The organism is Vibrio sp. Scap24, from assembly GCF_013394185.1.
GTDB lineage: Bacteria > Pseudomonadota > Gammaproteobacteria > Enterobacterales > Vibrionaceae > Vibrio > Vibrio pomeroyi.
In genome coordinates this window covers 2,174,504-2,195,852 of sequence record NZ_CP041332.1, presented here as the reverse complement: position 1 = coordinate 2,195,852, position 21,349 = coordinate 2,174,504, and the positions used below count along the sequence as shown (strand labels likewise).

The 21,349-nt window shown below is 43.9% G+C and carries 17 protein-coding genes; all 17 read right to left on the bottom strand.

All coding sequences use genetic code 11. The annotated features are described in order from the left end of the window. Positions 1-3,873 (bottom strand): YhdP family protein, encoded by a 3,873-nt coding sequence (locus FLM53_RS09790; RefSeq protein ID WP_176680846.1) that lies wholly within the window; start codon positions 3,871-3,873, stop codon positions 1-3. A gap of 10 nt (positions 3,874-3,883) precedes the next feature. Next, complete coding sequence (rng, locus tag FLM53_RS09785) at positions 3,884-5,353, bottom strand: ribonuclease G (RefSeq protein ID WP_017061363.1); 1,470 nt, start codon at positions 5,351-5,353, stop codon at positions 3,884-3,886. Positions 5,354-5,373: 20 nt separating this feature from the next. Continuing rightward, on the bottom strand, positions 5,374-6,018 hold the full coding sequence (locus tag FLM53_RS09780; protein WP_176680845.1) for a nucleoside triphosphate pyrophosphatase: 645 nt from the start codon (positions 6,016-6,018) through the stop codon (positions 5,374-5,376). A 7-nt stretch (positions 6,019-6,025) separates the two neighbouring features. Then, entirely contained in the window at positions 6,026-6,514 is a 489-nt protein-coding gene (mreD, locus tag FLM53_RS09775) for a rod shape-determining protein MreD (protein WP_010434372.1), read from the bottom strand. Beyond that, the gene (gene mreC, locus FLM53_RS09770; protein WP_176680844.1) at positions 6,504-7,391 is read right to left on the bottom strand and encodes a rod shape-determining protein MreC; all 888 of its coding nucleotides are present in this window, start codon (positions 7,389-7,391) and stop codon (positions 6,504-6,506) included. Before mreC ends, mreD begins: the two co-directional genes overlap by 11 nt. Before the next feature lie 94 nt (positions 7,392-7,485). Next, positions 7,486-8,529, bottom strand: a complete 1,044-nt coding sequence (locus FLM53_RS09765) for a rod shape-determining protein (protein WP_017062957.1) — start codon at positions 8,527-8,529, stop codon at positions 7,486-7,488. Between the two features lie 150 nt (positions 8,530-8,679). Then, the gene (locus FLM53_RS09760) at positions 8,680-13,266 is read right to left on the bottom strand and encodes a DUF6701 domain-containing protein (RefSeq protein ID WP_256099350.1); all 4,587 of its coding nucleotides are present in this window, start codon (positions 13,264-13,266) and stop codon (positions 8,680-8,682) included. A gap of 3 nt (positions 13,267-13,269) precedes the next feature. Next, positions 13,270-13,698: an MSHA biogenesis protein MshP gene (locus tag FLM53_RS09755; protein WP_176680843.1), complete on the bottom strand. Its 429-nt coding sequence runs from the start codon at positions 13,696-13,698 to the stop codon at positions 13,270-13,272. Then, positions 13,688-14,434 (bottom strand): prepilin-type N-terminal cleavage/methylation domain-containing protein, encoded by a 747-nt coding sequence (locus FLM53_RS09750; RefSeq protein WP_176680842.1) that lies wholly within the window; start codon positions 14,432-14,434, stop codon positions 13,688-13,690. The genes FLM53_RS09755 and FLM53_RS09750 overlap by 11 nt, the downstream gene beginning before the upstream one ends. Further along, positions 14,435-15,004 carry a prepilin-type N-terminal cleavage/methylation domain-containing protein gene (locus FLM53_RS09745; protein ID WP_176680841.1) on the bottom strand — a complete coding sequence of 190 codons (570 nt, stop codon included), beginning with the start codon at positions 15,002-15,004 and terminating at the stop codon, positions 14,435-14,437. Continuing rightward, the gene (locus FLM53_RS09740; protein ID WP_176680840.1) at positions 15,001-15,492 is read right to left on the bottom strand and encodes a prepilin-type N-terminal cleavage/methylation domain-containing protein; all 492 of its coding nucleotides are present in this window, start codon (positions 15,490-15,492) and stop codon (positions 15,001-15,003) included. Before FLM53_RS09740 ends, FLM53_RS09745 begins: the two co-directional genes overlap by 4 nt. Positions 15,493-15,638: 146 nt before the next feature. Next, positions 15,639-16,097, bottom strand: coding sequence for a prepilin-type N-terminal cleavage/methylation domain-containing protein (locus FLM53_RS24135; RefSeq protein WP_176680839.1), 459 nt, complete (start codon positions 16,095-16,097; stop codon positions 15,639-15,641). Between the two features lie 35 nt (positions 16,098-16,132). Further along, the gene (locus FLM53_RS09730; RefSeq protein ID WP_123924416.1) at positions 16,133-16,708 is read right to left on the bottom strand and encodes a prepilin-type N-terminal cleavage/methylation domain-containing protein; all 576 of its coding nucleotides are present in this window, start codon (positions 16,706-16,708) and stop codon (positions 16,133-16,135) included. 79 nt (positions 16,709-16,787) lie between these two features. Then, positions 16,788-17,243, bottom strand: a complete 456-nt coding sequence (locus FLM53_RS09725; protein ID WP_176680838.1) for an MSHA biogenesis protein MshF — start codon at positions 17,241-17,243, stop codon at positions 16,788-16,790. 3 nt (positions 17,244-17,246) lie between these two features. Continuing rightward, positions 17,247-18,470, bottom strand: coding sequence for a type II secretion system F family protein (locus FLM53_RS09720; RefSeq protein WP_176680837.1), 1,224 nt, complete (start codon positions 18,468-18,470; stop codon positions 17,247-17,249). 12 nt (positions 18,471-18,482) lie between these two features. Next, positions 18,483-20,207 (bottom strand): GspE/PulE family protein, encoded by a 1,725-nt coding sequence (locus FLM53_RS09715; protein ID WP_176680836.1) that lies wholly within the window; start codon positions 20,205-20,207, stop codon positions 18,483-18,485. Beyond that, positions 20,197-21,348 (bottom strand): lipopolysaccharide assembly protein LapB, encoded by a 1,152-nt coding sequence (locus FLM53_RS09710; protein WP_176680835.1) that lies wholly within the window; start codon positions 21,346-21,348, stop codon positions 20,197-20,199. Before FLM53_RS09710 ends, FLM53_RS09715 begins: the two co-directional genes overlap by 11 nt. Between the last annotated feature and the right edge of the window lies 1 nt (position 21,349).

Sequence of the window (21,349 nt, the reverse complement as noted above, 5' to 3'; positions counted from 1 at the left end):
CTATTCCGCTAATTTCCTCAGTTTCTCTGGTAACTGGAACTCACCAGAGCTACGAGACAACTCACTCACGGTCGGTGAATCAAGCGGTCCTTTCACTGAGTAGTTAACCTGAGTAAAGACTTCCACAACTGGCGAAATCACCGTGGTCACCGCCAATACGTACAACGCGGTTTGAGGGGTTACCGCAAACGCCGTTAATACTGGAATACCCGAGGTAATATCTGGGGTGAAGTTCACCTCAGCATCGACCTGACGCGTATTCAGGTTAGCTATGCCTTTAATCTTCATTTCACCAGCCACCGCATCCATGTTCAGGTCGTTGGTTAGGAAGATACCGTTTTGAATCTCACCCGTACCTGTAATGCTGTTGAATGCCATGCCTTTATCAAACACGTCAGAGAAATCGAGCTGCATCTTACGGATGATCGAATCCAAGCTAAACAGACCGAGCAAGCGAGCCGCACCACTCACATCTGAGATAATGCCTTTGCCAAACTTGGTTTTGACGTTGCCATCAAGGGTATCCATTTTGATTCCCCAAGGCGAACCATCCCAGTTCAGTTGTCCTTCCAATGCAAATGGCGCTTTTTGAATACCGGAAGTAATACCGAAGCGTTCCATTAGCTCGCTGTTATTTTCACCTTCAACATCAACCGTTAGCGCGGAATGACTCTTGTCACCGTCCAGTTCCCACCAGCCACTGACATCCGCTTTGTTGCCGCCGCTACGAACCTGAATCTTCTTCCAATCAATACGGTTATCTTGTCTAGCCATCTCAACATCAACTTTACCGACCTTATAGCCTTGCAGCCAAAAATCGTTAAGAGTCAGCGTCAAATTTGGCATCGCATCATGGATCTTTCTATCTAGTTCAGAGATCAATGGCGCTTCTTGCGGTTTGCGTTGCAGTAATTGCTCTTGCTTGTCTTTGTCGCTCCACTCAGGAACAAACAGATGCAAACGATCCAGTGAAACCGTTAAATCGTAAGGAGGTAGATAATTAATGTCACCTTCTAGCTCTTGGCTGGACACTTCCATCTGCCACGCTTGCTTGTTCTTACGCGCGCTAAAATCAACATCATTCCAAGAAATACCGCCTAAGATCAGCTCTTTACTCTCAAAGGTGATGCGGCTTGGCGCAGGAATGGTTGGCGTATTCATTTGGCTCAGTACAGCAGTTGACGGCTGTACGGGCTCCATCACAACCGATAACCAATCATCCGCATTAAATTTGTCAGTACGAATCAGTGCATGATGGCCTACAACAGGGCTAATTTTATAGCCACCACGGCCAAGAACTAAGTTAGTCGCCGTTAACTCAGGCACATCGCCTGTAATATCGATTTCAGCTTGGTACTTAGTATTCGGCAGTTGCAAACGTGCAGTTATTGCTTCTTGGTTGCCCGACGCTTGTAGCCTTGCTGAACCACTTTCCAACGACTTTTTCGCCAATGGATACGGGTAATCACTTGCCAAATATTTTAGGTCGGACTGCAAATCAAGTTGGTATGTAAAACCGATATCATTGAGCTGGATATCAATCTGACTTTGCCATTGTGCATGACCAGACAGACGGCTTAGCCATTGTTCACCAATGTAAGGCTCCAGAGGTTTAACATCCCAATCGCCTAGCACATCGATATCAACCGCATAGCCGGGGCCATCATTCAGGCCTTTAAAGTCAATCGAGATACCTTGCTTCAGCAAATCCGCAGCAAGGCCATTCGCCGTCACCACATCATTATCAAATTCGATACGACCTGTGGTGTTCTCTAGCACCATAGGTGGCGCTTCAATCTCAACATGGTTTTCGTTTAAGTCAGCGTAACCCCACGCTCTTGCTTCTTTATCCGAATCAAACGGGATATTAAGCTGAAACTCCGAAGAGACATCACCACTGACTTGAAGGGCAGTTAACGCGGCGCCGACCGACCCCACCAGCGGCGAAGACGTCATGTAATCTCGTACCGCATTGCCAGATGCTGTTGCCTTGGCTTCAATCTCAATATGACCGCCTTCCCCTAAGTAAGGAATACGTCCGGTGATTCGGTCTGCCGTTACATCCATCAACTGCGCTGAGCGAGAATCTAGATGCATCGCATCATTTTCAAATAACAGATCAAGTTGAAGGTCGGTAATCAATGGCCACGCGGTATCGAAGCTGAATTTAGCGTCTTCTAACCCCACCCAAACTTGGAAAATACCATCATGATTAGTGTACGGATATTGCGCTAACTCGCCATGCCACAGCAGCTTTACGGTATCCGCTTTACCCGCTTGAATCGCAGTTGAAAGGTAGTCGGTCAGGTCTTGCCCAAGTGCTAACGTTGGTAGGTAACGCCATGTTTCGCCGACATTGTAAGCGTCCGCTTCACCGTAGAACGATAAGAATGGGCTAGCATCTTTTGGAAAGTCTAAGCGAAATGCGCCTAGTACTTGCAGATCAGGCGTGGCTGCCGTGACTTTATCGGACCAAAGCTTCCAGCCGTTTTCATCTTGCTGCCAAACGATATCAACCTGACCCTGTTTGATATTCAACGGCGCTTGGAAAACATCACCATAAGGGAAGACATCGTCAATAACATGTAGGCTTGCTTTCGCTTCTGATGCAGAGCCAAACACGCTACCGGACACTTGGCTAAAGCCTGGAACTAATTCCCATTGCTCGATAGCAAGATCAGAAAAGCTCGCTGAATAACGTAGACTCTCGATGCCTGACCCCATTGATACGCGAATATCAGAAACAGAACCGCCAGGTGCCAATACATTAATCATTTTGGTGGATTGCTCTGAATCCGGCAGAAGCTTAATCAGCGGAGTAATGGTCTCAATATTGAGTTCAGAGACATTCAGCTCCCAAGGACCTTTGTTCCACTTAAATGCCACATCTAGTTCTGGCCAAGGCGTATCGTCAGTTCTCAAATTAAGTGAGTGACCATTTACTTGCCAACCATCATCAATCGGAGACAACTTAAAAACACCGGATTCAAGCATCAAGTCATGCTTGCCATCTTCGTTCCATGTTAATTCCGAAGGCAAAACCTCAACATAAGCGCTCACAGGTTTGCTATTACGCAGTGTTAGCCAGCTATTCAAGCTCACAGTGCCCGTTTCAATGCCAGATTCGGCCTGCATATAGCGCGTTAACCAAGGCTTTACTGAGATACTGTCTGCACTGACATAAAACTCGCCCGTCACATCTGTCAGCGATCCGCCATCAATAAAGTTAGCACTCACTGACAAAGAGTTAAGGTTGGCGTCTTTAATACTCACCACTCCTTCCGCAAGGTGGTGTTTGCCCGAATTTTGCCATTTCAGGGTTTCGATATCCAACTGACGTTCTTCATCAGAAACAGCTCGATATAAAATCGTGGAATCTTTAGCGGTCACATCCACTAAAGTCTTGAGCAATAGATTATCTAGCTCTTGCATCACACGCTTAGAGGAACCCGAATCTTTGGGCTTCTCTGTGCCGTTTTGCGCAGCAAACAGATCAATAGTGCGAATATCGAGGTACATTTGATTCATGACCAGATCTGCCACGACAGGACGCATCTGAACAACCGATTGAATCAAGTCAAACTCGACTTCAACACGCTCAACAGAGAAAGTCACATCTTCTGCATTAGGAAGGCTGGCTTTTACGCCTTGCAGAGCAATAGAGGGGTGAGTGTTACGCCAAAAACCGCCCACGTCTTGAATTGAAAAGTCAAAACCGGAATGTTGGTTTACCCAAAGCTCAATTTCAGATTGATACTTGTTTAAATTGGGTAAGGCTACACGAAGTGTAGTAACGGCAATGGCTAGCGTTACTAAGAGAGTAACCACTAACCATAAACATGCACGTAGAATCAGAGTAACGCTTGAGCTCACAAAATTTCCATTACATCATAACAACGTCAAACTGCTCTTGTATGTACAGAGGCTCAGCCTGGATTTTAACTTGTTTACCAATAAACACTTCAAGCTCAGCAAGCGCATGTGATTCATCGCCTTCTAACGCCTCGGCAACAGCTGCTGCCGCATAGACAACAAACTTATCGGCGTCGTAGGCACGGTTCACACGCGTGATCTCTCGAAGTATTTCATAACAAACGGTTTCGACTGTCTTCACGCTGCCACGACCTTCACAAGCTGGGCAACTAGAACACAGAATATGCTCAATACTTTCACGGGTACGCTTACGCGTCATCTCAACCAAACCAAGCTGCGTGAAGCCATTAATATTGGTTTTCACGCGATCTTTGTCGAGCGCAGCCTCTAAAGAAGTTAGTACTCGCTTACGATGCTCCTCAGACAACATATCGATAAAGTCGATAATGATAATGCCACCTAAGTTACGCAAACGCAGCTGACGAGCAATCGCTTGGGTCGCTTCGACGTTGGTGTTGAAAATCGTCTCCTCTAGATTACGACGACCGACAAACGCACCAGTGTTGATATCAACTGTAGTCATAGCTTCAGTTTGGTCGATAATCAGATACCCACCAGACTTTAATTCGACTTTACGATCCAATGAACGTTGAATTTCATTCTCGGTATCGTACATATCAAAGATCGGCTTATCACCTTCATACAGCTCAAGCTTGTCCGTCAGCTCCGGCACATATTCAGAAGTAAACTCTTTAAGGTTTTCATATTCTAGACGAGAGTCGACCTGAATCTTGCTCAACTCAGTACCAACGAAATCACGCAAGATACGTTGGCTTAGGCAAAGCTCACCATAAAGACGAGTGCGCGCTTTGTGTTTACCACGACGCTCAAGAACCTTTAGCCAAAGTCGCTTCAAGAATGCCGCATCTTGTGCAAGTTCATTCGAGTCAGCGCCTTCAGCCGCAGTACGGATGATAAAGCCACCGTGTTCATCGCAGTAACGCGATACAACTTTCTTAAGGCGGTTACGTTCAGACTCGCTATCGATACGCTGAGAAACACCAACATGGCTAGCGCCCGGCATAAAGACGAGGTAACGAGATGGTAGAGTGATATCTGTGGTTAAGCGGGCACCTTTGGTACCAAGTGGATCTTTGACCACTTGAACTACAATGTCTTGTCCTTGGCGAACAAGCTCTGAAATGTCGCGAACCTGAAACTGCTTCTTTTCGTTTTCAGCGACACATTCAGTGTGCGGAACAATATCAGAGGCGTGTAAAAAAGCTGCTTTCTCTAGGCCTATATCCACAAAAGCCGCCTGCATTCCTGGAAGAACACGGCTTACACGTCCTTTATAGATATTTCCTACGATACCGCGTCGAGCATCTCGTTCGACATGGATCTCTTGAAGAGCTCCCCCTTCAATCATGGCCACGCGAGTTTCACTCGGGGTCACGTTCAGCAACAATTCAGCACTCATGGTGCACCTCAGATTAGTAATTATAAGAATTCTTGCAGTAGCTGGTCCGTTTCAAATAAAGGTAAGCCGACAACGGCGTAATAACTACCTTCGATTCGGGTAACAAAGCGTCCACCCAAACCTTGGATCCCATAGCTACCGGCTTTATCGCATGGCTCCCCTGTTTGCCAGTATTGTTCTATTTCTTTTTCACTGAGGGGTTTAAACCATACGTCGGTAATAACGATTTCTGTTTTTTGTTTTTCTTCTGAAACCACAGAGACTGCCGTCATCACTTGATGACGTTCATTCGCTAACTGAGTAAGCATACGCTTAGAGTCAGAAAAATCGGCTGGCTTCTCGAGCACTTGCCCTTGGCTTACCACTACGGTGTCAGAGCCAAGAACAACTGTTTCAGAATCAAGAGAAATAGCATCAGATCTAACAACTACAGTATCAGAACCAGAAGCGACATGCTGCTTTTCAGAAGGATTCGTCGCTAATAAAGACAGCGCCGCTAAAGCTTTATCTAAAGATAGTCGCTTAACGTACTCTTCGGCGGTTTCTTGGGCGTGTTTACACTCTTCAACGTCAGTTACGAGAACAGAAAACTCATACCCAAGTTGAGATAGCAATTCTTTGCGGCGTGGTGAACCGGATGCCAAAACTAAATGTTTCTTTTCCATCGTCACATTACCTCACATGCCAATGGCGACGCACGCGTCTCATTAATAAAAACATCCAAGGCCAAAGTATACAGTTTATCAATGCGCTCCATAGCGATAATGGATTGAAAACGACATCTTGGATCAAATATTCACCAAAGAATATCAATACCTCAAACAACACCGTCAATGCAGCAATGATCATGGCTTGTTGCCATAACGCCATGTTGCGGATCACAAGGAAGTTCAGCGCAATGATGTACATCACTATTGCCATCATCATGCCTCGAATACCTAACGTCGAGCCAATCAACAGGTCCCACAACAAGCCCAGAATCAGAGCACTACCTACGTTAACACGGTGAGGCAATGCTAGGACCCAATAACAGGTAACCAGTAGTAACCAAGAAGGTCTGAATAGATCTAAACTACCAGGCCAAGGGATCGTCTGCAGAATAAGCGCGATCAAAAATGAGCAGCCAATTACGACCTTGCTTCTTAAAACGCTATTGGCCATTTTCGCCCTCTAACATTGCTTGTTCTATGCTGGATTGATCCGCTTGTTTTTGCTTATTTTCGTCTGGCCATACAAGCAACAGGTATCTGAGCTTATCAAACTCAACCACAGGCTCTGCTTTAATAACGGCGAACTCACGTTTAGGATCCGATTCAACCGCAGACACATAAGCGACTGGATATCCCTCTGGATATACCCCGCCTAACCCTGAAGTCACCAACAGATCTTCTTCTTGAATATCGGTACTGGCTGGAATGTGCTCTAGTTGAATTTCATCAATCATGCCATTACCCGATGCAATCACACGGATATCATTACGAATAACTTGAACAGGAATCGCATTGTTTGCATCAGTCAGCAGCAAGACGCGGCTATTATGAGCGGCAACAAAGGTGACTTGACCAACAATACCTTTCTCGTTAATCACCGGCTGACCTTCATACACCCCATCAATCAAGCCTTTATCGATAACCACTTGATGACGGTATGGAGAAGTATCAACAGCCATAACCTCAGTAACGACTTTCTTTTCGTCACGGATAAACGGAGAGCCCAATAGCTTACGTAGGCGTTTGTTTTCTTCTTGATATTGCTCAAGCAGAATCAACTCGCTCTTCAGTCGCAAGACTTCACGTTTAATATTATGGTTGGATTCGATCAGCCCTTTACGAGTGCTAAAGCGGTCGTAAACACCGTCGAACATAGTGCGAGGTAAGTTAGCTGCATATTGAATAGGTGCAACCATGCTGTTCAATAGATAGCGGACATTTGAGAAAGCATCTAAACGACTATCAGCCAGCATAAGGCTGGCTGATAAAATTACAGCAAAAAACAGGCGCAATTGTAGAGAGGGACCTCTACCAAAAATTGGCTTCATTCTATATTTGGTCCTAGAGCTACATTTGATCCTATAGACAAGGTCCTAGGCTCTTTACATAAAACTAGATAAGAAAAGAGCCTAACACTAGATATTATTCTTCGCTGAACAGATCGCCGCCGTGCATGTCGATCATCTCTAGGGCTTTACCGCCACCTAGAGCAACACACGTTAATGGCTCTTCTGCAACAACAACAGGGATACCTGTTTCTTCTGTTAGCAGACGATCAAGGTCTTTAAGCAGTGCGCCACCACCTGTTAGTACCATACCGTTTTCTGAGATATCAGAAGCTAGCTCTGGTGGACACTGTTCAAGTGCAACCATCACTGCAGATACGATGCCAGATAGAGGCTCTTGAAGTGCTTCAAGGATTTCATTTGAGTTTAGGCTAAAGCTACGAGGCACACCTTCTGCAAGGTTACGACCACGTACTTCGATCTCTTCTACTTCATCGCCAGGGTAAGCTGAACCGATTTCGTGTTTGATCTTCTCTGCTGTCGCTTCACCGATCAAGCTGCCGTAGTTACGACGAACGTAGTTGATGATCGCTTCATCAAAACGGTCACCACCGATACGAACAGAAGACGAGTAAACCACACCGTTTAGTGAGATAACCGCAACTTCAGTAGTACCACCACCGATATCAACAACCATTGAACCTGTTGGTTCAGATACACGTAGGCCTGCACCAATCGCTGCAGCCATAGGCTCATCGATTAGGTAAACCTCACGAGCGCCAGCACCTAGCGCAGATTCACGGATAGCACGACGCTCAACTTGCGTTGAACCACAAGGTACACAAACCAAAACGCGAGGGCTTGGTTTAAGCACACTGTTGTCATGCACTTGTTTGATGAAGTGCTGAAGCATTTTTTCCGTTACGTAAAAGTCGGCAATTACACCGTCTTTCATTGGACGGATCGCTGAGATGTTACCAGGCGTACGACCAAGCATTTGCTTAGCAGCGTGACCAACAGCAGCGACACTCTTTGCAGAACCCGCACGATCTTGGCGAATAGCTACAACTGAAGGCTCATCAAGAACAATGCCTTGGCCTTTTACATAAATAAGGGTATTGGCTGTACCTAAATCAATCGATAGGTCGTTTGAAAACATGCCACGAAGTTTTTTAAACATATTCTTCGCTCATCCTGCAAGAATTAGAAGACAAAAATTGCACTAAATGTACCAATGCCTTGCTGTCTCGGCAAGGCATTGAAGTATAAACATGGACTGAAACCCGCAATTTCTTACAGATTCCTAACTTAAGGGGCAAAAATTATATTATTACTGACCTGTTAAGCCACTTTCCCCTCGGTAGATCACTCGATCGTTACCGCGATAGATGCCAAATGTGACGACGGTGGAGGGATCTTCATCGCCTAGTTGACGCCAATTGTAGCGCAACCATGGTTGATCTTGATCACTGCCACTACATGAGATGTTATTTCCGCCATCACTATCAGGCTCAGACTCATCCATTCTTAACCACAGACGGACTTGTTCACGTGGAGAATCTGTGCCTGCTGGCGTATTTTGACTTGCTGTGACCTCTTCATCTCCATCATCAACATCCCCACTACCATTAAGTGAAGTTAATGTAGTGTTCACTGTATTGCTGGTCCAAATGACTTGCTTGCAAATATTTGAGCTATTGAAGGTGCTGCGGTCATCATCCTCGTTAACAATAAACTCGCTACCATCCCAGAACTCAGCTCGCAGCGGAATAGTTAGAGTAGTACCGGAATTACCACCAATATCATCAAGCGCCATTCGGCCATAACGAGCTGGAGGCTGGACCGGGAACTCGACAGAGCCAGTCAAAGTATCAGAGTCAGTAAATGAAACAGGATCAACTCCTACAACAGTCAAGCCGAAGTGAGTAATAGTGGAGTTAGCGTCTGACGTATTAAACGGTATATCTCTTCGGCTAACATCATCAGAATCCGTAACTCGCTGAAGAACAGCGGCACTATCATTCAACAACCAATGCTTACGATCATTAGACCAAGTGCCTGCCTCAGTATCCAGTAAGAACTCGTTATCGATAGCTGTGTCATCTAGAACACCAAATTTCGCCTGTAAGTCTGAATGGAAGAAACGATAATTGTTGAGCGCGTTGCCGACACTGCTTTCACCAGATGCCATTGGATACACTTGATGAATGCTTGAGTCATAAGGCTGATCTAAATAAGCAATATCGTTTTGATTCGCGACATTCCATTCAGGATTCTCTTGCAGGAAGTACTTTGGATAGAAGCGGCCAATTGATTTACTTCCAGAGAAGCCACCAAGGATCTTGCCGTAAAAACTGTCCGAATCTTCTGTCACTGTAAAATTGAAGCTACCCACTTCTGAATATTCTAAGTTTTTAAATTTATAGCCATTATCTGCGAGTACTATATCAGAGCTAGATTGAGTCAGTTGACTAGTCGGTTCTAAACTCCCTAACACTGCACCACTGTTATTAGGTGTATCTAATGTATGAGTTGCACCCACCGCACCTGCAGAAAGCAAATAGTTTTGTGTTACCAAGCTATTATTACATTGCTGACTTACATCACTCGTGAACCGAATAGGTTTAGCAAACACGTCAAACTCTTCCCTAGCCGCAGCAAACGCACTCCCACTACTACTGTTTCCATCAGAATTATTGCTCGTGCAGATGGCAAATTTCCAAGGTCGAGAATTCACCAAGAAGCTACCTGAAAGTTTATCAATACCACTCTCAGGACAGCCCGATATTTCACTACAGTCAAAGCTGTTGTCGGTCAACGTTACCTTGAATTGACCTGACTCTTGAATCGAAAGTGTATCGGTTGTTTCACCTTGATCACTTAACTCAAAATCTGGAGTGTAATCTAGTAAGCTTGTCGCACCGTCTCCACTCGCAGGCTGAACTATATCTAAACTCACAGTGGGCGTACCGACATAATCTTGTGACAACGACGAATCTTGCGTATTGCATGACGATACCTTTGCCGTCACGTCGTACCCCTCGCCAGCCACAACAAACTGCTCATCAACATCAAACTTATAGGGTACGAAGTTAATTTTTGATGCTGCCGTTTCGAACTCACCATTCCAGGAACCACTAACATCATAACTCTCTAATTTAGAAGAAGATAAGTACAGCGTTCTTTGCCCATTCACAAAGTGACTTTGATAGTCCCCTGAAGATGTAGAGCAACTGCTCCCATTCTTATCTTCACACCACTTCCCTGAAGAATTTGGGGCATATGATGCAGTGAAATCATCTTGAACTGTACTAATTACATTGCCGTCATCATCTACGACTTTAAATTCAACTTCTGCGACTTCACAGGTTAAAACATGAGAATATTTTGGGGTAACGACAAGAGAACCAGTCGGAAGTGGAGGAAGTGGGCAGCTATAGTCAGGCTTATTAATAACTAAACCACTCTGCGAAACAACGCTCGCAGCAGTAACTGCGCCTTCCACTGTAAGTAAGTTTGGCAGGTTAAGTGTTTTCGCTAAAATAAAGCCTCTAAAGTTTCCTTTCAACTGCACAGTTGCATCTGGAGCATAAATGATTGGGTATGCGTTCTCATTAACAATATCGACGCTATTACTAAATTTAAAACTTGTAACTACATTTATTTTAGAGCTATTTTCAAATATAAAATCACTTCGGTTTGTATCCGAAGCCAAAAAGTTATTAAAAGTTACTGATGATTGTTCAGGGATAATTAATACTAAGCCACTACCATTTGATATTTCGAAATCATCAATATATAAACCATCTTTGAGGTGAACCCTTATTTCTGGATACTCATTGCCTAAATCATTTATATATAGTCGTTTCAGGTCTTCATTGATATACACATTAGCATTAGCTCCTGCTAACTCAAATGAACACAAGTTTGACGCATCACATCTAGACTTGATGTTTTTATCAATAGCCAGGGTTTCTGTTACAGAACGACTCGGAACATTAGGCAACAAGTTATGGTCAATCTTTCGTCGGTTTAGTTGACTATCTTCATTCCCTACAGCACAACCTAAATCATCTCCACAGACATCATGGTTGTACATTTGATTTGTACCTCCCTCTAAGTCAAATCCGACTAAAAGCAAACTCTCAGGGTCAGGATTAGATGGGTCCCAAGACCGATCATTTTCAATTGAAAAAGCATCAAGGTAATCGGGAGACCAGCCATTGAAAGTTGTGTCACCCCCATTATTAATAATCAATGAACTCTCAATCCCAGTCCAACTTTGGATAGGCTCAGGGAACAAGTTACATACGTTGACTGGAATTTCGACTTCAGGAATTTCAAAAGCAAAGTAGCCTACTGATTCATAAGCACCATGCTTACGAGTACTAAGAGAAGTAGCATCTTCATCAAATGCGAACGTAAATTGTGATGATCCACCGCTCACGTATTGCTTACAATAACGAAGCCAACCACCGTCCCCCCCGTTCCGGGTTTGCTTATTCGCAATCACACCAAATTTATTAAAATTTTGATGCAGCGATATTTCATTGTTGATGCATGACCAACCAATAGATTTATCTGGTTCAATTTCGATTTTCTGATTGTAAGATCCCGGAGCTTGAAAAAACTCAATTTTTGATGATTTAGATTCATCTTGACCGGAGAAGGTAGGAACCGCTAAGTACGCGATTTTCTTAGCTGAGGAGGTTGGTCCTTGCCTACCACGCTCTAATGCTAGTTTGAATTGTTGATTCGTTAAGCCCGAAATGGCTGTTGTTGCCCAATCTTGATCCTTACCCTGTACTTGAGCCATAATCACTGGGTTGGTAATACCCCCTCCCTGATATGAGACCGTTTCCCAATCAGAGCTACCACAGGCATTACCCTTACATTGAGCTTTCGAAGTTACGACACTGCCAGCTTCACCATAAACCTTAGCTCCATTATGATCGTAAAATGTTAACCTTCCTGGCTCAGTAACAAAGTAGTAAATAGGCGACATTCGATCCGTGGAGCTATAGCTCTCAGCCGATTCACTCTCAATTGTGGCACCTTTCTTTGAATCCCAAATAGTCGCAACACTCGCCTTAGTTGGTACACTATTTACGATATCATCAGGGTTAATAGTCGACATTAAGAATACAATAGGGTTCTCATATTGCTTTTGGAACAATAGGTTACACCCATGGGTACAATCCATACCTTCAATAGAACCAAACTCATAAGGTACGTCTTCTAACTCTGGCGGATGAGTAATATTACAAAGTGATTGATAGGTATCTACAGGACAGTTTCTATTTGAGTAATTGCAGTTAGCATCATCGACCCCGCAATAAAAGTCAGAGCTCTCATACTCTTTATCATCAGCAACAACTCGTCCACAAATAGATGAGCCTTTTATAATTGCATCATCATCAGCCTTAATTGCTCGTGTAGATGAAAATATATAGTTCCCTCCGAAGTCGGGTTCCAACTTTACATCATCATGTGTAGATACAACTTGACCATCACAGACTACAGCACCTTTGAGAACAATATCGTTCTTAGCAGTTAAATTGCCATAGATTACAGATTGTCCCTTATCAGTGGTTATCCCTTTATTTGCTACAAAATTGATTGGAGCGTCTGAACTACCTATTTGGCTATCTTCTATTTGAATATCACTATTTGAAGTAATGGTAACAGGAGCACCGGTAGAATTGACTATACTGTCACCCTCAGCCAAGTATATCTTACCGTTACAACGATTCTCACTCGAAACCCAGTTTCCTTGACAATATCCAGTATCATTCGGGAATACATATGTTGTCCCAGCAGAGACTGAATATGAAGAAAACAAGAATACAATGAAGGCTAAGACCAAAACCAAAGATTTAGTGCTGCTTGTACCTACATATATCTTTAATTGATACATTAACTACTCCTTCACCCAAACTTCTTGAATTCGTTGCACTTGGTTAATACCTGAACCACAAATGGCTGTTGATTCAATTTTGAAAAAGCCAACACCATCTAAAGTACCAATTTGACGGCAGGTTAATTGGTCAACAGTACAGATGGTCGACATACCACTACTCACTTGATTTGAGTTTAAGTTGCTACACACGGTGCTCACACTGGTTGAGACCGCAGGCGAAACAGTTAATGGATAAACTTGAGTAAGTGCCCATTCATTAGCAGAATGCGCGAGTAGCCAGGCTTGTGTACCAAGCTGTTTACGCGTCAAGGTATCGTGATTTGACCACTGAACTTGCACTAAAGAAGTCGCAAGGAAACCCATCACCACAATAACAAAGACTGCGACGACCAAAACACTACCTTGTTGAGATGATTTTCTATGGCGCATTGAGTACCTGCACATCTTGTTGGTAAACACTTACTTCGTTATTTTGTTCAAGTACAAGGTCGATGTGTATCACACCACCTTTTTGTAAGCTTGGCTCTTCGTAACGAAAATTACTTTCCGCATAATTGATACTATCCGCCACAGTGACTCCATTGCGCTGGATTAGACCTTGATTTTGTATGGTGTCATTAACAAGACAATAGCTCACATGACTATTCTGATCATAAACGTAGTGTCGTTTAGCGGGAGATTCGCTAGCTAGGCTAACTACAGGCACACTAAAAGCATTGTTATTTTGTGTCGCACCTGACACATCGATACGTTTACTTGATATTGCAGCAAGATCATTGAAGCTAGTTGGATTGATAATAATGTAATCATCATTATCTAGAGTCGGAGAATCTTGTCCAACGATGAAATCAAGCTTATTGTTAGCCTCATCAAAGTAATAAAAGCCGGAGTATTTGATCGGATAGAATGAAAGGCACTTTCTATCAAAAGCAGGTGCCGGTAAAAAAGTCTGGTCTTCAGTAAAACTATTAGGAACCGCGTGGCTTATCTCGCGCGACATTTTTTCTACAACAAACTGCCCTTTTACTTGTACCTTTTGTCTATCGATAGTGTCAACATACCCTTTCATCCCATATTCAACAAAACCGGCAATAGCTAGCCCGATAACCGCAACCACAACAATCGTTACAATCATCTCAATTAAGGTGAAACCACGTTGCTTCATTTAGTAGTTCCCCTTGTAAGCGATAACGCTGTAGCGGTTGTTACCACCAAAGATCTGTATCTCAACACGCTTCATCGTGCCAATTGCGTTGTCATCAATTCCATCCATGTTGCCATCGTAAAACACAGATACTTCAACCCGAAAATTGGCATAACTGCCTTCAATATTTTCATCTAAGATATTGGATAATGGGTACTTGGGTGATGAAGTACAGGCTGACTCGGTGGTATCTGTGTACCAACAGCCAATATAGTCGTCTACGTCATTAAAAGCAGCGGGAGTAGCTTCTGAACCATCAGTTCCTAGCTCACTTTGCGCAGAACATGACGCCTCTCCAGCATCACCACAACGAACCAAACCTCCCTCAAAATCACTATGCTCGTCAAAGCCACGCGCCAATATTTGATTCATCAAACTCTGCCCTAAAGCTACTGAGCGGTTTTGATATTGAGGGTCAGCGGAGCTCGCCACTTGAGGAGCTAAAAAACTAGTAATCGTGACCATCGCAATGCCCAATACGATAATCACCACAATACTTTCAATAAGAGTGAAGCCACGTGAGCGCATCATAAACATGCTCCCTCGCGCACGTAACCTTGAGAATTAATACAAACTTGGGCGCTATTATTTGAAGAAGTAGAGTTAATAGTAATATTCACTCCAGCACTCACCGAAGGGTTACCTAGTAAGTCAAAGTCGATAATTGTATTTGTAGGAGAAAACTCTATATCTGGTATGCGCACATAATCACTACGCGCATCGGCTTGTGATTTTTGCGTACTATTCGATAAATTTAAACTGCAAGCGGTGACTGAACCTAAACAGTCATCATTAATAGCAAGGCGAAAGCTATCATTAGCAGAGGAAACATTCGATTGCATTCGATTGACTTGGATTTGGCGAATGACTGAGATGGCTTGCTCTTGTGCAGTAAAACTGGAATAGCTAGATGTACCAATGAAGCGACTCGCGGCAAAGGTAGAAACAATACCGAGGATAATGATAACGATGATCAGCTCTACTAGAGTAAAGCCTTTGGGTATGGGGTTGTTATCCATAATAAGCCTCTAACTGCCAAGCGAATACTGATTATACAAGATAACGAGACTTACGATCTTATGTATATGAATAGTTTTGATATTTATGTGTAGTAGATAGAAAAAAGGCCAGCAAGAGCTGGCCTCTGTTTTCTCAAATTTACAAATTAATCAGTACAAGAAGTAACTGTAATTCTCGGCTCTTGAGCTGTTGTTGCTGTAGCATCGATCGCGTAAGTTACAAAACACGTAGTGTTGTTGTCAAAGCCGTATGCAATAGCACCAGTTGCAGACGAAATTACCGTCCAATCTTCAGCTAAACCTGATACTGCATTGCCAATACCAGCAGATGTAGCTTCAGGGTAACCAAACACTACATTAATATCATTTCCGTTAGCGCCAGAGACTGCTCGACCTGAAGAAATAGCCTCTAAGCCATCAATTGCAGCTTTGCCATATACGATACCTGCCGCACCAGCCATTGCACCTTTTAAGCCTTCTAAAGAAGACGTACGAGCATCATCTTGCAGGTTTAGGAAACGTGGCGCCGCAGTTACAGCAAGAATACCTAGAATAACAATTACAACCACTAGTTCGATTAGGGTGAAACCGCCTTGTCTTTTCATAGTTAAGCTCTCTCTATGTTTAATTTTACGCAGACTTACTGCAAAGTTACGGTCACACGACCAGTTTTAATTTCGTAAACAAATTGGTGCTCAGTACTACCTTCTAATTGAACGTAAGTACACGTTGCATCACCTGAATTCGCTTGCGCTGAATATTTGTAATTTGAGTCACTAGCAACAACTGAAACTTCACCAACTTTAGGTGGGTTCTGCAGCAAGTTTTCCATTAGTTCAGAACATGTTTTATCTGAAATATCTTGTGGCGCGGTGCCAGAATTGTTGTTCAGAGTCCAAGGGTAGCCATCTCGAAAGTCGGTATCGACGTTGCTACTGTTCTTTGATCTTGTTAACCAAAAATCAACACCATCATAATTTACAGTATTGTATGTTTCAACACCTATCTTCTCTGATGGTCTAGCTTCTGCTTCCCATTGTGCTCTAGCCGACAATACTGCGGTTGCAAAACCACCAGCAACGCCTTCAATGCTTGATTTCTTGGCTTCATCTGTCACATCGAGAAAACGAGGTAAAGCAGCTACCGCCAATAAACCAACGACCACGATCACTATGACTAATTCGACAAGGGAGAAACCCTTTTGATTCTTAAGCATTTTCTACCTACTCATCTAATTATTAACGCGCATTATACATTCGCGCTCGTATAAAACCATAAAAAAACTGTCAATATTTTCACAAAGCCAAAATATTGGCTTTCACACTAAACCTTTCTCTTTCGAGTAATATATCTATCTGATATTTATCGCTATAATGATAACTACAATGAAACTGTATGTTATCACTTTTATCTTCAACACTTGGAGAGCTTAGCCCTAAAATGCTCCCTTGGGGATATAATTGATCCAGCCAATAATTGCAGTCTCGCTCTGAGCCCTGAATCGGCATTATCCACCCAGTTCTGCTGTAGACCTTTGATGATTCTGAATCATTTTCTCGTTTAGTACTCTTTAACAAATACTGTTGTTTGAACAGATTTGCTTGCTCAAGAATTCGTTTGCTCGCTACGATAAATGCCGTATTAGTCGCTTCTTCTTCTACCGTTTCCCATGCCGAAAGTAATCCAATCACAAGAAAAAGGATAACCACAGTCCAAATAACAAAACGTGAGCGCTGTAGGTTATTTAGCATTCCTTAGCCTTTGATTGCATCGAGCATTCCCCACATCGGTAAGAAAATACCCAGAGCTAAAATCAACACCATACCCGCAACTATGGTCAACAAAATCGGTTCAATTCTGGCGGTTAAGGTTTTCAAATCGTAATCGACTTCTCGATCATAAAAATCAGCCACTTCAAGCAGCAACTCATCAATCCGACCAGTCTCTTCACCGACGGAAATCATTTGTATCACCAAAGGTGTGAAAATTTCGCTGTTGATAGCAGTGGATGACACCGTACTACCCGCTTCTATAGCCGATTTCATAGCTTGGACTCGAAGTTCTAGGAAGCGGTTATCCAAAGCCTCAGCCGATAAAGCTAATGACTGGTTAAGTGGTACGCCCGCCTTTAGCATCAAAGCAAAGGTACGAGAAAAACGTGACAATAGCGCTCGATTTACAACGCCACCGATCACTGGCATCTTCAAACGTAATCTGTCCCACTTCTCTAATCCTTTGTCTGTCTTAACCCAGGCTTTAAAAGCAAAGATAAGACCAAAGATCACTCCGAGCATTAAGCCCCAGTAATTAACAAAGAACTCCGACATACCAATCAAGATACGAGTAGGCAGCGGCAGGTCGACACCGAAACGTGCGAACATGCTCGAGAACTGTGGAATAACCTTGACGTTAAGAATGAACATCGCAATCAAAATAAAGCTGATAACGAAGGTTGGGTAACGCATCGCAGTCTTGATTCGCTTACGAGTCTCAACTTCCTGCTCATAGTATCCAGCCAACTGCAGCAGAGCCTGATCTAAACGACCCGTGTTTTCACCAACACCAATCATCGATACAAACAATGGGCTGAATACTTTGGGGTGCATCTGCATCGATGCTGCTAACCCACGACCATTGGTGAGCTCAGCGACCACTTCTTCAAGTGCTGCTTTCAGCTGTTTGTTTTCGCAATTTTGAGTGAGGCCTTTCATCGACCTTAATAGTGGCACGCCCGCTTTAGTTAGACTGTATAACTGTCTACAAAACAGAACCAACACCTCAAGAGGGACATTGGGCGTAAACAGGCTAGAAACGTCCATATCCAATACAGAGCCGCCACTTTTACCTAACTTGATTGAGGTTGGAATGATCCCCTTACTCATCAAGCTTTCAGCAGCGAGATCTTCGTTATTCGCATCCAGTTGGCCAGTAACTTGACTGCCATCAGAACTGCGACCTACATAACGATAAGTTGGCATATCACTCTACCCCTACAGATAAATTGGGTCGGTTGCACCGGACGCATCGCCTTCACCAAGGTGCATTATCTCGTCGAGACTCACGACACCTTGTAAAGCCAATTCCATCGCAGAAGCTAAGAGCGGTTTGTAGTTTTCAGACTGTCTCGCCGTTTGAGCAAAGCCAACGGCATCATTGGCTCTAAGCGCGTCCATCATGTTTTGCTCTAGCTCCAACATCTCGAAGACACCAATACGGCCACGATAACCCGTTAGGTTACAGTTCTGACAACCACGCCCTTTCATAAATGGAACGCCTACCTGATTTGGGAAGCGAACGCTCAACCATTGCTTGCGAGGTTCATCTAGCTCATCTTCAACCTTACAGTCGTTACACACTTTACGAACCAATCGCTGAGCGACTACAGCTCGAACGGCACTTGCTACCAGATAACCCGGAGCGCCCATATCCATCATACGCAGTGCACTGTCTACCGCATCATTGGTATGCAGGGTACTTAAGACTAAGTGACCTGTCAGCGCTGCTCTCAAGCCTATTTCTACGGTTTCGTGGTCACGCATCTCACCAATAAGAATAATATCGGGATCTTGACGTAGGAAGGTTCTTAAGATCGTAGAGAAATCGAGATTAATCTTAGGGTTCACCTGAACTTGGTTAACACGAGGAAGGCGGTACTCCACCGGGTCTTCTGCGGTAATGATCTTTTTACCCGGTTCGTTCAATTCACTTAACGCACCGTATAAGGTGGTCGTTTTACCCGAACCAGTAGGGCCAGTAACCAAGATCATGCCGTGTGGACGACGTAACTGTTGACGAAGACGAACCAGAAGATCACTCGGTATACCCGACGACTCCAATTTACGTAAACCAGCAGATTGATTAAGAAGACGCATCACCACAGACTCGCCGTGCTGTACTGGCATGGTCGACATACGAATATCGACAGATTGGCCTTTCGCTCGAATATTGAAGCGACCATCTTGAGGAAGACGCTTCTCTGAGATATCGAGGTTTGCCATCAGCTTTAAGCGCAGTACTAGAGCAGACGCGATATTAACCTCGTTTAACAAGGTTTCATGCAACACACCATCAATACGTTGACGAAGGCGCAGTACATTTGAGTCTGGCTCGATATGAATATCGGAAGCGCCAACTTGAATCGCATCTTCAAATAGTGAGTTAATCAGCTTAACAACCGTAACTTCGTCGCTGTCTTCTTCGGCAATATCAAAATCGAAAGCTTCATTAACTTGGTGTTCGGCGTGAAGCTGCTCTGCAAATGAGGCAATCTCTTTGGTTCTTCGGTAGTAACGATCAAAACCATCAACTAACTGCCTTTCTGGAGCAACAACGAATTCGAGTGCGTAATCACCTAATTGGCCAAGCAAGGATTCTTGAGCAAACAAATCGGCTGGATCACTCATTGCAACACGCAAAGTATCGCCTTGGTGTCCGATAACCAAAGCACGAAGACGACGAGCGTGTACTTCAGGTAAAAGCTGAACCGCTTCGACATCGACAACAGCTCGACTTAAATCGATAAGTGGAATAGCTAACTGTTGCGACAAGAAGCTCAGCATTTGCTGTTCTGACAAGAAGCCAAGTTCAATCAGTGCATCACCTAGCTTACGGCCAGTGCTTTTTTGAGAGGCAAGTGCTTGTTCCACTTGAGCCTCGGTAATAATGCCCTCTTCAACGAGCAAATCACCAAGCCTTTTTCTTAATCTAATTTGCATCGCTACTCTCCTCTAAAGCATTGATTATTTTTAATCGATCTCGCACAAAGCTTTGCGATTGAGATGAGATGCCGACTCTGACTAGCGCACCTTGGTAAGATTGTTTTGCCGCCGTAAAATCAAGCTGTCGCTCTTGTTGGATAGCCAAACCTAGCCACCAGCGAGCATTATCCGAATCAATCTCAACCAGTTTTTGATAACTCTCTAATGCAATCTCTTCTTGCTGAGATTTTTGGCTCAGCGCGGCACGCATCGCTAAATAGTCCTGAGTTGGATTAGGCGGTAAATGTATCAATGGACTCAAAGCCGCTTCAGATTGGTCTGCTTTAACCAGCAGTTTTGATAAACCTAAGCGCAGCTTTTCGCTGTTGTTGTTAAGTTTGATACCAGACTGATAAAGTTCGTAGGCTTTACGCGTATCCCCCTTACCAAAATAGAGAATTGCGAGCTTCTGACGAACATCTTCATTTCTTGGGGCGTATCGAAGCGCTTCGTTATAACCTTTCAACGCACCATCAAGATCGTTCGCATCAAGCGCTTTCTGAGCTCGACCTTGGGCATTAATAGAGAGTTGCTCAGACGTTAACTCGACCTGCTCAATCATTATTCCGCTATTTTCTGAATCACCAAACGCTTTGGAATCATTAGGGAGTGACTTGGCATCTTTATTAGCTGCACTAGCAACATAGATTGGTTTTGCAACTTCCGCTTTAGGCACGCTTTGAGATTTAGGGGTTGCTTGCGGCTTTGTCACGACCTGAGTCGATGCAACAACTGACTCGGACTTAGCAAACTGAGTTTGAGTGCTTTTAACGATCGTCGCGTTGTCAGCTGAAAGGTTCGCAGAATCTATCGTCACTAACTTCTTAGTTGGTGACGATACAAGTGGAGTAACTATTGTTTTGGGCTCATCTTCAGCGTTATCAACCACAGCAACCTGAACGTCACGAGTTGATATTGAGCTATCGACAGCAGGGCCTTGTGAAATCGCCCAACCGCCCATAGCTAAACTGAGAGTAAAACCCGCAGCAACCCAAACGAAAGGAGAGCGTGTTTTTACTTTCGGCACAACGGCAGCTTCTATTGAAGTCGCTGATTTTTTCTTTGCCAATTCAGACAAGGCGTTATTAATGACACTCATA